This is a genomic window from Bacillus salacetis (assembly GCF_003581585.1).
In the GTDB taxonomy this organism is placed as follows: Bacteria; Bacillota; Bacilli; order Bacillales; family Bacillaceae_B; genus Rossellomorea; species Rossellomorea salacetis.
Map to the genome: position 1 here is coordinate 233,251 of NZ_QXIR01000001.1, position 14,370 is coordinate 247,620.

General features: G+C 48.1%; 14 protein-coding genes. 1 reads left to right on the plus strand and 13 read right to left on the minus strand.

The features are described from left to right. Window positions 1–61 precede the first annotated feature (61 nt). From hisD to hprK, 8 genes are all read right to left on the minus strand, one after another. Window positions 62–1,330: a histidinol dehydrogenase gene (gene hisD, locus D3H55_RS01170; RefSeq protein ID WP_119545036.1), complete on the minus strand. Its 1,269-nt coding sequence runs from the start codon at window positions 1,328–1,330 to the stop codon at window positions 62–64. A gap of 17 nt (window positions 1,331–1,347) precedes the next feature. Next, window positions 1,348–1,986 carry an ATP phosphoribosyltransferase gene (hisG, locus tag D3H55_RS01175; protein WP_119545038.1) on the minus strand — a complete coding sequence of 213 codons (639 nt, stop codon included), beginning with the start codon at window positions 1,984–1,986 and terminating at the stop codon, window positions 1,348–1,350. Beyond that, a complete protein-coding gene (locus D3H55_RS01180) occupies window positions 1,983–3,167 on the minus strand; it encodes an ATP phosphoribosyltransferase regulatory subunit (RefSeq protein WP_119545040.1) in 1,185 nt (394 codons plus the stop codon). The genes hisG and D3H55_RS01180 overlap by 4 nt, the downstream gene beginning before the upstream one ends. Window positions 3,168–3,800: 633 nt before the next feature. Further along, complete coding sequence (locus D3H55_RS01185) at window positions 3,801–4,334, minus strand: acyltransferase (RefSeq protein ID WP_119545042.1); 534 nt, start codon at window positions 4,332–4,334, stop codon at window positions 3,801–3,803. Continuing rightward, the gene (gene ppaX, locus D3H55_RS01190) at window positions 4,331–4,984 is read right to left on the minus strand and encodes a pyrophosphatase PpaX (RefSeq protein ID WP_119545044.1); all 654 of its coding nucleotides are present in this window, start codon (window positions 4,982–4,984) and stop codon (window positions 4,331–4,333) included. Before ppaX ends, D3H55_RS01185 begins: the two co-directional genes overlap by 4 nt. Beyond that, complete coding sequence (locus D3H55_RS01195; protein ID WP_119545046.1) at window positions 4,981–5,931, minus strand: nucleoside recognition domain-containing protein; 951 nt, start codon at window positions 5,929–5,931, stop codon at window positions 4,981–4,983. The genes ppaX and D3H55_RS01195 overlap by 4 nt, the downstream gene beginning before the upstream one ends. A gap of 31 nt (window positions 5,932–5,962) precedes the next feature. Further along, on the minus strand, window positions 5,963–6,784 hold the full coding sequence (gene lgt / locus D3H55_RS01200; protein ID WP_119545048.1) for a prolipoprotein diacylglyceryl transferase: 822 nt from the start codon (window positions 6,782–6,784) through the stop codon (window positions 5,963–5,965). A 137-nt stretch (window positions 6,785–6,921) separates the two neighbouring features. Continuing rightward, a complete protein-coding gene (hprK, locus tag D3H55_RS01205; RefSeq protein WP_119545050.1) occupies window positions 6,922–7,857 on the minus strand; it encodes an HPr(Ser) kinase/phosphatase in 936 nt (311 codons plus the stop codon). Between the two features lie 250 nt (window positions 7,858–8,107). Between hprK and D3H55_RS01210 the strand changes: the two genes are divergently transcribed. Next, window positions 8,108–8,779, plus strand: a complete 672-nt coding sequence (locus D3H55_RS01210; protein ID WP_119545052.1) for an N-acetylmuramoyl-L-alanine amidase — start codon at window positions 8,108–8,110, stop codon at window positions 8,777–8,779. A 236-nt stretch (window positions 8,780–9,015) separates the two neighbouring features. Here the strand turns inward: D3H55_RS01210 and D3H55_RS01215 are convergent, their stop codons facing one another. The 5 genes from D3H55_RS01215 to uvrA all read right to left on the minus strand — a co-directional run bounded on the left by D3H55_RS01215 (window position 9,016) and on the right by uvrA (window position 14,369). Further along, window positions 9,016–9,378: a phage holin family protein gene (locus D3H55_RS01215; RefSeq protein WP_119545054.1), complete on the minus strand. Its 363-nt coding sequence runs from the start codon at window positions 9,376–9,378 to the stop codon at window positions 9,016–9,018. Between the two features lie 15 nt (window positions 9,379–9,393). Next, a complete protein-coding gene (locus tag D3H55_RS01220; RefSeq protein WP_119545056.1) occupies window positions 9,394–9,576 on the minus strand; it encodes a PspC domain-containing protein in 183 nt (60 codons plus the stop codon). A 35-nt stretch (window positions 9,577–9,611) separates the two neighbouring features. Next, window positions 9,612–10,769 (minus strand): DUF4097 family beta strand repeat-containing protein, encoded by a 1,158-nt coding sequence (locus D3H55_RS01225; RefSeq protein ID WP_119545058.1) that lies wholly within the window; start codon window positions 10,767–10,769, stop codon window positions 9,612–9,614. Between the two features lie 20 nt (window positions 10,770–10,789). After that, window positions 10,790–11,104: a magnetosome magnetite crystal formation protein family gene (locus tag D3H55_RS01230; RefSeq protein ID WP_119545060.1), complete on the minus strand. Its 315-nt coding sequence runs from the start codon at window positions 11,102–11,104 to the stop codon at window positions 10,790–10,792. Between the two features lie 385 nt (window positions 11,105–11,489). Then, complete coding sequence (gene uvrA / locus D3H55_RS01235) at window positions 11,490–14,369, minus strand: excinuclease ABC subunit UvrA (RefSeq protein WP_119545061.1); 2,880 nt, start codon at window positions 14,367–14,369, stop codon at window positions 11,490–11,492. Window position 14,370: the final 1 nt, after the last annotated feature.

A 14,370-nucleotide genomic window follows, 5' to 3' on the forward strand; every position in this document is an offset into this window, starting at 1 on the left:
AACGCACTAACGTAACAGGGGACTGTCCCCACTTGCGTTAATGTGTTAAAGCGTCGTCCTTTTATTTCCCGAACCGCGCCTCGACTGCCCGGGCGTGGGCTTCGAGGCCCTCCAGCCGCGCAAGCTTCGCAATTTTGCCGCAGTTTTCTCTTAATGCTTTTTCACTGTATGAAATCACTGATGACTTTTTCGTGAAGTCATCGACATTCAATGGAGACGAAAAACGAGCCGTTCCATTTGTCGGGAGCACGTGGTTCGGACCCGCAAAGTAATCACCCACTGGTTCTGAACTGTATCTGCCGAGGAAAATCGCTCCCGCATGGCGGATCTTGGCCATCGTTTCCATCGGCTGACCAGTCATAATTTCCAAATGCTCTGGAGCCAGATCATTGACCAATTCAACTGCTTTCTCCATATCTTCTGCCAGATAGATCGCACCGAACCTCTCCACGGACTCTTCCGCGATTTCACGGCGCGGCAGATCAGCCAAAGCTTCATCAACCGCTGCTGAAACTTCCTCGGCAAGCTTCCGGGAAGTCGTCACCAAAACAGCCGATGCATTTACATCATGTTCTGCTTGAGACAGCAAATCTGCTGCAATCTCTCCCGCAATCCCTGTCTCATCTGCCAAAATCACAATCTCGCTCGGTCCGGCAATCATATCAATCGCTACATCACCGAACACCTCACGCTTGGCCAGCGCTACGTATATATTACCCGGACCGACAATTTTATCGACCGGCGCAATGCTCTCGGTCCCATATGCCAGCGCACCGATTGCCTGGGCACCGCCAGCCTTCCAAATTTCCGTGACTCCCGCAATCCGGGCAGCAGCCAGGACAGCCGCCGGTATCCGTCCCTTCTCATCCGGAGGGGTGACCATGACGATCCGTTCGACGCCCGCCACCTTTGCGGGAAGGACATTCATCAACACAGAAGATGGATAAGCGGCTGTGCCGCCGGGTACATAGACACCGACAGAATCAAGGGGAGTGATCTTCTGCCCGAGCAGCGTGCCCTTTTCATCTGTATCAAACCAGGAATTCCGGCGCTGCTTTCCATGAAAGTCAGCGATATTTCCTGCTGCTTCTTCAATAATGCTCATCATTTCAGGACCGATTTCTTTAACAGCCTCTTCGATTTCCTCTGAAGAAACCCTCAGTTCACTAAGTCTGGCCCCATCGAACTTTTCCGTGAATTTACGTAACGCATCGTCTCCATCCGATTTAACATCCCTCAGAATTTCCTGGACTGATTTGCGCTGGTCTTCCGTGCCGGTGTCGATTGAGCGCTTAATCGATATATTCCCTTTGGCTTCGATAATCTTCACGATGTCTTCCCCTCCTTCTAAACCGTGATACGGCTGACCACGTCTCTTAATCTTTCTGCCAGCTCATCAATTCGTTCATCCTTCATCCGGTAGCTGACCGGATTGACAATCAGCCTGGACGTGATGCCAACGATCTTTTCATACTCGACCAGCCCATTTTCCTTCAAAGTCCTTCCGGTCGATACGATATCCACAATCCGGTCGGCAAGCCCGATCATCGGCGCCAGCTCAATGGAACCATTCAGCTTGATGATTTCAACCTGCTCCCCCTGTTCACGGAAATAGCCTGATGCAATCGTTGGATACTTCGTGGCAATCTTTGGCGCTACCTCACTCATCGTGGTTCCCGGCAATCCGGCAACAGCCAGGTAACAAGGGGAAATTTTCAAATCAAGCAGTTCATATACATCACGCTCTTCCTCCAGCATGACATCCTTTCCAGCGATGCCAAGGTCAGCCACCCCATGTTCCACATATGTCGGCACATCCATCGGCTTGGCAAGGATGAATGTCAGCTTCTCTTCCGGCACTTCGATGATCAGTCTCCGGGAATCATCGAATTCAGGCGGAAGATTGTAACCCGCCTGTTTCAGGAGTTCAAGTGCCTCATCAAAAATCCGCCCCTTAGGCATCGCGATGGTCAACTCCGTCATCATTCCTCACCCCCTTTTCCATTCTTTCCGATAAAATAACTGACCTCGATGAATTCTTTCGAAAATTCATCAACATCGCTGATCCCTTTCCAATCCTGGAGCACCACACTTTTCCCTTGGTGCCTCAGTTCCTGTGCGTACTGGATAGCTTCACTTCTCCGCTCACGGCTGAAAAGCACACAATGATCAAGGACCGCGCTTTCCGAGAACCCCAAAGCTTCCAGGGTGTGGTCCAGCTGCAGGGCAAAACCGGTAGCCCCCGATTCCTTCCCGAACTTTTCCATCAACTTGTTATAACGGCCGCCGTTGCCAATTGGAAATCCGACATTCTCTGCATAAGTTTCAAAAAGGATCCCCGAATAGTAGCTCATGTGGCTGACCAGGCTTAAATCAAATTTCACATATTGGTCAACGCCATAATCTTTGAGAAGGTCGGCCAGCTCTTCCAACTGTTCAATCGCTTCCTGCCCGGCCTCTCCTTCCATCAATGGATAAGCGCCGCGCAATATCTCTTTGCCACCCCTTAATTTTAAAAATGAAAAAAGGCGCTGCTTATCAATGGATGACAAGGACAGGCTGTTGACATGGTCCCGGAATCCGACATAATTTTTTTCATACAGGAAGCGGCTTAAAATATTCGCACGCTCTTCAGTCCCGAGAATTTCTTTAAAAAGCTCATTGACGAATCCTATATGTCCGATAGAGATGGTGAAATTGCGCAATCCGGCATTTTTCAGTGCCGAAATCATCAGCGAAATCACTTCGCCATCAGCTGAAATCGTTTCGTCCCCGATGCATTCGACTCCGAATTGTTCAAATTCAGCCGGCCTGCCTCCTTCCCGCTGCTGGGCACGGAAGACATTAGCGCAGTAAGCAAGCCGTAATGGCTTTTTATTGCGAAGGAGCTTGGATGCTGCGACCCTTGCAATCGGTGCCGTCATATCGGGACGGAGCACCAAGGTGTGTCCCTGCTGGTCGAGGAGCTTGAACAGCTGCCTGTCCAGGATTGCCGATGCATCCCCGACTGTCTCGAAATATTCCAGTGTCGGTGTTTCTATAAATTGATAGCCGCAGGCTTTTATCGTTTCTTCCATTTTCGTTTTTAATGATGATTTTGCTTGATAGAGATTGGGAAACGTGTCCCTCATCCCCAATGGCTTTTCGAACATGAACAGCTTTGACATGGCAACCACCTTTTCAATCTGAGTTTTTACAATATCTATTTATCAGGCACTTTCCGTCTTTTTATATGAATTTCGAAGAATCCCGCTGTCATTCACTGATAATCCCGCCGGTAAAGAGTTACTTCCCCTTTTTCGAGAGATAACCTTGGACCCGGGAAAAATACGGCTTTTGTGATTTTTTCAAAAACAACAAGTACGAAACACTTTTATTATGGCACTGCAGCCGGATTATTGAAAATAGTTAGAATCCTTTAGTTCGCTAATGTGCTAATAAATTAAAGTTAATAGTAGTGTACCTCTACTCGTTTTGCCCGTCAACCGTTTTGATTAGCTTGCCCGGAACGTAAAAAAAGACCCCATCCGGCTGGAGGGATCGAGGGTGCATAACTGGCAGGGACTTCATCCGGCTATAATGATAAGGTCATGTTCCGGCCTTCCAGCATATTATCGACGCTTTCAGACATGGTTTCGGCGTTTCTGGGATTGGTTTCGGCGCTTTTATCAGCATTTTCGACGATTCCTGGGTCGGTTTCGGCGATTCCAAGGATTTATCGGCCAATCGATAAAATTCGACATAAAACATACAAAAAATCCCCCTTCCAGCAAAAAAGAGCAAGCTGAAAGGGGGATCCATCATTTTTCAACACCATAAATTTCATCGTCTTTCCATCTGTCGGCAAGCTCTTCCTTCGTATAAATCACTTTCATCGGATTGCCTCCGACAAATGAGCCTGCCGGAACATCCTTGTGGACCAGCGTACCGGCTGAAACGATCGCACCGTCACCGATCTTGATGCCGGGAAGGATGGTCGTGTTGGCGCCGATCATGACCTCGCTTCCGATTTCCACCTCACCGAGACGGTATTCTTTTATCAAATATTCGTGGGCAAGGATCGTCGTGTTATAGCCGATGACCGTGTTGCGCCCCACAGATATTTTCTCAGGAAACATGACATCAAGCATGACCATCAGGGCAAAGGAAGTTTCGTTCCCGATCTTCATTTTTAAAAAAGTTTTATAAAGCCAGTTCTTCATTCCCAAAAAAGGTGTATATCTCGCCACCTGGATGACGACGAAGTTTTTGACGACTTTCAGGAAAGGAACGGTTTTATAAACATGCCAAAGAGAATTTGCCCCGTCAACTGGATAACGGGTGGTCCTTCTCATCGTCTTTCCATCCCGACGGCATCTAAAAGGTCGGCCATCGTCTCCAGCATGAAATCCGGTTCATACTGGTCAAGGTGTTCACGGCCCTTTGCCGTCCAGGCGACTCCGGCAGTGCGGGTCCCCGCGTTCTTACCAGCAAGGATATCATGGTGATTATCTCCAACCATGATTGCTTCGCCCGGTGCAGATCCAAGGGCTGACAAGGCTTTTTCAACCGGTTCAGGATCAGGCTTTGCTTTCTCCACCTCATCAAGGGTGATGATGACATCAAAGAATTGATCAAGGTTCGTTAGCTCCAATCCCTTGATCACGACATCGCGGACCTTTGTCGATACGATTGCCAGCTTGCAGCAGTTCTGGCTCAGGGTCTGCACTGTTTCAAAGACACCTTCGAATTCAGTGACGAGGGAATCATGCTGTTCCAGGTTGTATGCGCGGTACATCTTGACCATTTCCTCGACGGCATCCGGGTTCACTTTTAAAAAAGATTCCTCAAGCGGGGGCCCCATGAATTGCAGGACATCTTCCCTTTTATATTGATCAGGGAAATAGTGATTCAATGTATGCAGGAAGGAGGCTATGATCAGTTCATTGGTATTGATCAATGTTCCATCTAAGTCGAACAGCACTGTTGTGATTTTTTTACTCATATCGTTGTTGCTTCCTTTCCTTTGGCTTTCGTGGCTTCAGCACGTCTCCAGATAAATGCGACTGTCAGGGTCAGCAGGACTGCCGTGACAAGCCTGATGACCAGGAGCGGCAGGACTGGGATGCCGAGCGGAACAAAGATCAGGGTGTCCTCGACCACCGCATGGCAGGCAACGAGGAAAATGAATGCCAGTGTGACATCCTTTCTGCTCACTCCGTCTTCTTTTACCGCCTGGATCATCACACCTGCTCCATAAGCAAGCCCGATCAAGAGGCCGGCTGCCATCGTTGTGGAAGTGTTGGCATTCATCCCCATCGCCTTTGTGAACGGCGACATCCAATTGGAGAAGGCCGCAAGCCACTTCTTATCTTTCAAAATTTGCAATGCGATCATTAGCGGAATGACAATCAAGGCAAGCTGAAGGATTCCATACCCTGCTTTTTCGAAGGCCAGCAGAATGATCTGCCCCCAGCTTTCCGGGTCTGCGCCCTGTGGCGGCATCATCCCGTACTGAGCGAGTTCACCGCCGCCATTCCATACGAGATTGATGACAATTGCGGACACGACCGCCAATCCGATCCTCACAGTAAGGATGACCCAGATTTTCACGCCGACCTTCGCCGCAACCGATGATTCAATCAGCAGGTTGTGGCAGAAGCTGAGCATGACCGCTACAATGAACACTTCTTTCACCGTCAAATCAAGTGAAAGAATCCCACCGATCGCTGCGTACAAATTGAGGAAGTTCCCAAGAACGAGTGGAATCGCCGCATCCCCTGAAAGGCCGAACAATCCCATGAATGGTGAAATTTTCTCAATGATCCAAGGCAGGATCGGCGTATGCTGCAGCATGACGACGATCATCGTGATCGGAAAAATGACCTTCCCCAAGGACCAGGTTGTCTTCAGCCCGGCTATTGAGCCGTTTTTTATAGATGTTCCAAGCATACTCCTTACTCCCCTTGTTTGTTCTATTTCTCTAGGCTTCTACATCATTATAGGGTTTGGCTGCATATCCCTTCATTCTCCTGTAAATCCACAGGCCGACGGCAATTATTATCAGGACGATCGAAATCACCTGTGCAATGCGGAGATACTCTGTCAGCATCAAGCTGTCGGTCCGCATTCCTTCGACAAAGAACCGGCCGATGGAGTACCAGATCACATAAGAAAGGAACAGCTCACCGACCCGTAGATTCAGTTTGCGGCGGATGATCAATAGTAATATGAATCCGGCAATATTCCAGAGAGATTCATAAAGAAAAGTCGGGTGATAATATGTACCATTGATGTACATTTGGTTGACGATAAAATCGGGCAGCATCAGATTCTCCAGGAACTGGCGGCTCACTTCCCCGCCGTGCGCTTCCTGGTTCATGAAATTCCCCCAGCGGCCAATTGCCTGGCCGAGGATGATGCTTGGGGCAGCGATATCAGCTAGCTTCCAGAAAGACAGCCCTTTTGATTTGGCAAAAAAGTAGGCAGTCGCTACGGAACCGATGAGAGCGCCATGAATGGCAATGCCTCCATTCCAGATTTTGACGATATCACCGGGATTTTGCGAATAATAATCCCATTCAAATGCGACATAGTAGATGCGGGCAGAAATGATCGCAATCGGGATGGCCCAGACAATCAAATCGATGAATGTATCTTTCGGCAATCCAAGGCGGTCGCTTTCTCTCACCGCTAAATATAACGCCAATGCTATCCCCAATCCGATGATCAATCCATACCAATGAACCTGCAGCGGACCGAACTCGAACGCAATCGGATCAAGGGGCCTAATCGTAGACTCCATACTCAAACACTCCCATTCTTCAAATCAAATATCCTTTAACGCACTAACGTAACAGGGGACTGTCCCCGGCTGCGTTAACGCGTCATTGCACTAAAAGAGTCAAACTCTTTCAGCTCTTAAAAGGGGTAAAGCCGGTCTTAGAAATCTTCCTGATCGCCTTCGTCGATGACGTCACTCAGGCGGTTGGTGAATTGTTCCGCTGCATTGACTCCCATTCGTTTCAGGCGGAAATTCATCGCGGCGACTTCGATGATGACGGCAAGGTTACGCCCCGGGCGGACCGGCACCGTCAATCTTGTGATGTCCGTATCAATGATCCGCATTTTTTCTTCTTCTAATCCCAATCTGTCATATTGCTTGGTTTTATCCCACAGCTCCAAGTCGATGCAAAGTGTGATCCGCTTATAGCTCCGGACCGCTCCTGCTCCGAAAAGGGTCATGACATTGATGATGCCCAGGCCGCGGATTTCGAGCAGATGCTCAATCAGCTCAGGGGAACTGCCGACAAGTGTATCGGTGTCTTCCTGGCGGATTTCCACGCAGTCATCCGCAACAAGACGATGCCCTCTTTTCACAAGCTCAAGAGCTGTCTCACTTTTACCAACACCGCTTTTTCCTGTAATCAGTACACCTACTCCATAAATATCCACCAATACACCATGGATGGCGGTTGTCGGAGCAAGCTTGCTTTCAAGATAATTGGTCAGGCGGCTGGAAAAACGGGTCGTTTTCATCGGGGTTTTCATGACAGGGACATCATTGCGGGTGGAGGCTTCCACCAATTCCTGGGGGATATCCATGTCCCTGCTGATGATGATTCCCGGTGTAATGTCGGTGCACAGCTGATCCATGCGTGATTTGCGCTGGCTGTCATCCAGTTTTTCAAGGAAGCTTAGCTCTGTCTTTCCAAGAAGCTGGATCCGTTCTGCGGGATAGTAGTTAAAGTATCCTGCCATTTCCAATCCCGGCCGCGATATATCACTTGTGACGATGGGGCGATGCAGCCCTTCCTCCCCGCTCACCAATTCCAATCCAAACTTCTCAACAATATCTTTCGCGCGTACTTTTGCCAAAAAGAAGTCCTCCTTTTTTATGCGAATCATTATATGTATCAGGTATTTTTGACAGATCTTAACCCAGACAGCTGCCCCTGCATCTGTAACTTTGCGCAAAGACCTCTGTAATGAATTCATCCTAACTCATTTTAGCACTTTTCTACAGGTGACTACCACCTTGGCAGACCTTGTTTTTCCATTGGGGTGTCCACAATCTGTCCAACTATCCTATATATCAAATGAAAACTGGATAGAGAGGTGGATAAATATGAAAATTGCCATTGATGCCGGCCACGGTTACAGCACACCCGGAAAACGAAGTCCCTCAGGAATGAAGGAGTATGAATTCAACAGGGCGGCTGCCCTGTCAGCAAAAGCTGCTCTCCTTACTTATGAAAATACGGAGGTCTTCTTTACTCATTCTGATCAAGAAGATGTCAGTTTAAAACTCCGGACCGATTCAGCAAACAAATGGGGTGCCGATGTGTTTGTCTCCATTCATGCAAATGCTTTTGGAAATGGGTGGAATAACGCAGGGGGAATAGAAACTTACGTTTATAAAACAAAACCTGCCCCGGCAGTAAAACTGGCGAACATCCTGCAAACTAGAGTGGTGTCAGCAGCCGGTCTAGCAAACCGGGGGGTGAAAGCAGCCGATTTTCATGTGCTGCGGGAAACGAAGATGACTGCCGTGCTCGTGGAATGTGGATTCATGACAAATCAAAAAGAGGCAGCACTGCTCGGTTCAACTCAATACCGTGAATCTTGCGGAGAGGCAGTTGCTCTTGCGGTGGCAGAGTACTGCAATCTGACTAAAAAATCCTTGAAAAGCAGTTTGTATAAAGTCCAGACAGGAGCTTTTTCCAAAAAAGAAAATGCAGAGGCATTGGCTGCCAAGCTACGAAAGGCGGGGTTTCAAGCATTTATTTCGAGGGATTGAAGTTTTTCTTTGAAAAAGGCTGTATTCTTATATATTGTTGCTTTCGGAAAAATCCCAGGTGCCGGATTTCCCCCCTAAAGATTTTACTTTCAAAAAACGAGCAGCTCTTTTCTTTCCTGCTCACCGGGGTTTTTAGGAAGGTTTACCAGAGATATTATTTGAAATTAATATTGAATAGCAACAAAGTTGACGAAAAGATCCCCAAAAAAAAGAGTGAGAAGCAGTTTTCATGCCTCTCACTCTTTTCGTTTTTTCATTGGCTCAATAACAGCTTTTTGAATCGCTATATTGATGATGGACAGGATGATTGCGGCAAGGAATGCCATCCCGAAGCCATCGATTTCGAAGCTGTCTCCCATTATGCCATCAGTGAGCAGCAATGTAACTGCATTAATGACAAAGAGGAACAGCCCCAGTGTTAAAATGGTGGCCGGCAGTGTCAGCAAAATCAAGATCGGCCTTACCAGTACATTTAAAATGGCAAGAATGAAGCTGGCGATGACGGCCGCTCCGAAGCTGGATACTTCAAATCCTTGGAAGTAACCGGCAAGACTGACAAAAACCACCGCATTGATTAAAATTCCGATCAGCCATCTCATTGTATTTACCCCTTCTTATCTTTTAGGGAGTACAAACGCAGCTATAATATAAGCCAAGCCTAACGGGAAGAACCCAGTCGGGAACAGCAAAATGACAAAGAGGATCCTCAGTATGTTTGCGCTTATGCCGGTTTGTTCGGCGATACCGCCAATCACTCCCGCCAAGACCTTATTGGTACGTGAACGACCAAGAGCCATTCAATATCATCCTCTCTTACATCTTATGTGTTGTCCTACATATCATTCTTCTCTTCCGATTTTTTTATGAGGACGGAACCTGTTTTTGTGTGAGCAAAGATATGCAGCTTCCTATCCGATTCACTTTCCTTGGAGAAGTGAACATGCTTTTGTACCACTTCATTTTTCTCTTCTACTATATTGATACCCTCCATCTCGATCTTAAAACTGCCAAGGTTGGACTTGGCTTCTCCTTTCAAGCCGATGGAATCAGGAACATATAAATCAATACCGCCTGTGACAGCCTTGGCATGAAGGGTGTCCGCCCTTTCGCCTCTAAGGCTGCAGACAATGGTCCCGTTCAATGACTGCAGGTCGGTTTCCACCACATCACCTTCAAGGTAAACCTTACCGTTGATGGACTCCGCTTCTACACTATCTGAATGGATATTAGCCAAATGAATGGCTCCGTTGGAAGTATCGACTTCTATCATCTTCGCGGTCATATCCTTCAACTCCACTTTTCCATTGCCAGAGCGGACCTTGAACGAAGCAGCCTTCATCCTTTCCGACTTCACGGTGCCGTTAAGAACCTTGACCAAGACCTTTTCATACTGCGCTTGAGGCACATAGATGGTGGAATTCACCTTCATCCACTTCAATTCAGTGGATAAGCGCATCTTACCGTTTTCTATATAAAAATCAGCATTGGCGAGGAACGATCTCCTTGCTTCTTCAAGGTCATCTGTGCGGTATACTTTCACCTGACACTCGACCCTGACCTCATTTTGGTCCCAAGGAAGAACCTCCACCTTTCCATTCGCTACATCTATTGCAATTTCTTTAAGCGTTTCCACTTCAGTTTCCTGAAACACGTGGGAAAGCTCAATCGATTTATTAAATTCGAAATCCAAATCAATGTTCTTAACTTTGTTTAAAGCGGACTGGAAAAAGTCGATCAGTTTATCCTTGCCATTATTGAAATGCTGAGATGATTTTCCGTCTCCCTGATAGCCTGATTTCTCGCCAGAACCTGTAAAGAGCCTGGACAGGTCATCAAGCAAATCAGTTTCTTTCTCCTTGTAGCTTGCTTTCTCTTTATAAGGGGTGTCTTCTTTATCTTTATCCAATGCATCCAGCAGTGTCAATGCTTCCTTGGTGGACAGCTGGCCTCTTTCAACCATTTCCAATATACGTTTGCGTTCTTCATTCATCCTTATCCACTCCTTCAAAGTTATAACAGTACTTTTATTCCCTTATACACGTTCCAAATAACGACGGCCAATGAAATTAGCAGCGAAAACCCAATGGCGAGGAAAATAAAGACCGGCACTCCGCTTCCTACTGATAAAATACCGATATCAAAGAATATCCCCGCAATGACCAGCGGCAGTGCAATCAGCGGCAGCAGATGGGATAGAAACGCTGATTTGGCATGTCTTTTCGTTTCCGGATCCGTTGTTAAAAAATAGACTACAATCGGAAAGATGAACCCGGCGAAAAAGATGCTGAAATAACAAAGGGATGAAAGCAATTTGTTTGTCTCCAAGGCAGTCACTCCCCTCTCTGTTATTAATATTTACGATGTGACTCCCTAAAGGTTTCATAGCTGAAGTGTTTTCTTTAAAATAATCTTCCCACATTTTCCGGTTTCTTCCCTCCATCGCAAGGCTGAGAAACGGTACGTATCGGGATGTGTTTTTCACTTATGCGCGCAGGTGATTCCTGCTCCAGATGTGCGGCTGCGCGTGGCTGGGTGCTGGAACTGCATGTGGGGTCCGCCTGACCCGGTAATCCCGCAGGTGTGAAACACTATCCCTTTAGCGCTTTAAAGCAAGTGGGGACTGTCCCCACTTGCTTTAAAGCGCTAAAGCTTTCTATAGACCAAAAAACAAGCACCCGCGACCCGGGTGCTTGTTTATGATCAAACTATGTTAGCGGCTGCTGCCGACTTCTTCTTTTTCTTTGATCCGTTTTTCCATCCTCGCCCTGTCGCGTTCAAGGATCGGCTTCAGGTATCTGCCTGTATAGGACTCGGGTACCTCGGCGACTTTTTCCGGTGTGCCGGTACCGATGATGGTTCCGCCTTTGTCGCCTCCTTCAGGACCTAAATCGATGATATAGTCCGAAGCTTTGATGACATCGAGATTATGTTCAATGACAAGGACAGTATCACCATTTTCAACAAGACGCTGAAGGACAACCAGAAGACGGGAAATGTCATCCACATGGAGACCGGTTGTCGGTTCATCCAGAATATAAAGGGAGCGACCGGTCGAGCGGCGGTGAAGTTCAGAAGCGAGCTTCACCCGCTGGGCTTCCCCTCCGGATAGTGTCGTCGCAGGCTGGCCAAGCTTGATGTAGCCGAGGCCGACATCCGCTATCGTCTGCAGCTTGCGTTTGATTTTCGGGATGTTTTCAAAGAATTGAAGTGCATCCTCGATGGTCATCTCAAGTACATCGGCAATGTTTTGGCCTTTATACTTCACTTCAAGCGTTTCACGGTTATAACGTTTGCCATGGCAGACCTCACACGGTACATATACATCAGGCAGGAAATGCATCTCGATTTTGATGATTCCATCTCCGCGGCATGCTTCACAACGCCCGCCTTTCACGTTGAAGCTGAAGCGGCCTTTCTTGTAGCCTCGCACCTTCGCTTCGTTTGTACTTGCGAATACATCACGGATATCATCGAATACACCTGTATAAGTGGCTGGATTGGACCTTGGCGTTCTGCCAATCGGTGACTGGTCAATGTCGATGACTTTATCAAGGTGTTCAACACCCTTGATCTGCTTATGTGTTCCCGGCTTCGATTTGGCTCTATGAAGCTGCTGGGCAAGAGATTTATGGAGGATCTCGTTGATCAGCGTACTCTTACCGGATCCCGACACACCAGTAACAGAAGTGAATATGCCCAGCGGAATCTTCACCTTGACGTTCTTCAGATTGTTTTCCTTGGCACCGACCACTTCGATGTACCGGCCATCAGGCTTTCGGCGTTCAACCGGAAGCGGGATGAACTTCCTCCCGCTCAAGTATTGGCCAGTCAATGAACTATCATCTTCCATGACTTCCTGCGGTGTACCGGCAGATACGATTTCACCGCCGTGAACACCTGCCCCTGGGCCGACATCAATCAGATAATCGGCGGCAAGCATGGTGTCTTCATCATGTTCCACCACGATGAGGGTATTCCCGATATCACGCATATTCTGCAACGTGGAAATCAGCCGGTCATTATCTCTCTGATGAAGGCCGATGGACGGCTCGTCCAGGATATAAAGGACACCTGTCAACCGGGAACCGATCTGGGTAGCCAGCCTGATGCGCTGGGCTTCCCCGCCCGACAAGGTACCGGCGGCACGGCTGAGTGTCAGGTAATCCAATCCGACATTCACGAGGAAGCCGAGCCGTTCACGGATTTCCCTCAGGATCAAGTTGGCGATTTTCATTTCTTTCTCCGTCAATTCAAGCCCGGCAAAAAACGCTTCCGCTTCCTCGATGGAGAAAGCTGTCACTTCACCGATGTGGAGGGAATCGACTTTCACAGCAAGGCTTTCCGTCTTCAGGCGGTACCCTTTACATTTAGGGCACGGCTGCTGCGCCATATACTTTTCCATCTGTTCACGTATATAGTCTGAACTTGTCTCTTTGTAGCGGCGTTCTACGTTCCGCACAACGCCTTCAAATTGAATATAGTTCTCCCTTACCTGTCCCCAGTCATTTTCATAACGGAAATAAACTTCATCACCGTTTGATCCGTAAAGGATTTTATCAAGCTGGTGTTTCGGCAGGTCTTTTACCGGGACATCCATATCAATTCCAAAGTGGTTGCAGACTGCCTTCAATAATTGCGGATAGTACTGGGAACTTGTCGGCTCCCATGGTGCGATGGCATTCTCATTCAACGTCTTTTCCATGATCGGGATGATGAGCTCCTTGTCCACTTCGAGCTTGGAACCGAGCCCATCACAGCTTGGGCATGCGCCGAACGGGCTGTTGAAGGAGAACATTCTCGGTTCAAGTTCGCCGATGGAAAATCCACATTCCGGGCAGGCATGGTGCTCGCTGAACAATAATTCCTCTTCACCGATCACATCTATGATCACACGGCCATCGGCAAGGCGAAGAGCCGTTTCAAGCGAGTCGGAAAGCCGGGCTTCCACGCCTTCCTTCACAACGACACGGTCAATGATGACCTCTATATCATGCTTCTTGTTCTTCTCAAGCTCGATGTCGTCTCCAAGATCAAGGACCTCTCCGTTGACGCGCACCCTTACATATCCCTGCTTTTTAATCTCTTCAAAGGTCTTCACATGAGTCCCTTTCCTGCCGGAAATGATCGGCGCAAGGACCTGAAGCTTTGTGCGTTCGGGGTATTCCAGGATCCTGTCGACCATCTGCTGGATGGTCTGAGAACTTATTTCGATCCCGTGGATGGGGCAGACCGGTCTGCCGACACGGGCATAAAGCAGGCGCAGATAGTCATAGATTTCTGTAACTGTCCCAACCGTAGAACGCGGGTTTCGGCTTGTTGTCTTCTGATCGATCGAGATTGCAGGGGATAATCCTTCAATCGCATCGACATCCGGTTTATCCATTTGGCCGAGGAACTGCCTCGCATAAGCAGACAGCGACTCGACATACCGCCTTTGGCCCTCGGCGTAAATCGTATCGAAAGCCAAAGACGATTTCCCGGATCCCGATAAGCCCGTCAATACGACGAGCTTATCCCTCGGAATCGTTATATCGATGTTTTTTAAGTTATGTGCTCTAGCTCCTTGTACTACTATTTGATCTTTAGCCATT

Excerpts from the sequence above, each read along its gene's own strand:
- hisG (WP_119545038.1), bottom strand. The coding sequence starts at position 1,986 with ATGATGACGGAGTTGACCATCGCGATGCCTAAGGGGCGGATTTTTGAT.
- D3H55_RS01180 (WP_119545040.1), bottom strand. The coding sequence starts at position 3,167 with ATGTCAAAGCTGTTCATGTTCGAAAAGCCATTGGGGATGAGGGACACG.
- D3H55_RS01185 (WP_119545042.1), bottom strand. The coding sequence starts at position 4,334 with ATGAGAAGGACCACCCGTTATCCAGTTGACGGGGCAAATTCTCTTTGG.
- ppaX (WP_119545044.1), bottom strand. The coding sequence starts at position 4,984 with ATGAGTAAAAAAATCACAACAGTGCTGTTCGACTTAGATGGAACATTG.
- D3H55_RS01195 (WP_119545046.1), bottom strand. The coding sequence starts at position 5,931 with ATGCTTGGAACATCTATAAAAAACGGCTCAATAGCCGGGCTGAAGACA.
- lgt (WP_119545048.1), bottom strand. The coding sequence starts at position 6,784 with ATGGAGTCTACGATTAGGCCCCTTGATCCGATTGCGTTCGAGTTCGGT.
- D3H55_RS01210 (WP_119545052.1), top strand. The coding sequence starts at position 8,108 with ATGAAAATTGCCATTGATGCCGGCCACGGTTACAGCACACCCGGAAAA.
- D3H55_RS01215 (WP_119545054.1), bottom strand. The coding sequence starts at position 9,378 with ATGAGATGGCTGATCGGAATTTTAATCAATGCGGTGGTTTTTGTCAGT.
- D3H55_RS01220 (WP_119545056.1), bottom strand. The coding sequence starts at position 9,576 with ATGGCTCTTGGTCGTTCACGTACCAATAAGGTCTTGGCGGGAGTGATT.
- D3H55_RS01225 (WP_119545058.1), bottom strand. The coding sequence starts at position 10,769 with ATGAATGAAGAACGCAAACGTATATTGGAAATGGTTGAAAGAGGCCAG.
- uvrA (WP_119545061.1), bottom strand. The coding sequence starts at position 14,369 with ATGGCTAAAGATCAAATAGTAGTACAAGGAGCTAGAGCACATAACTTA.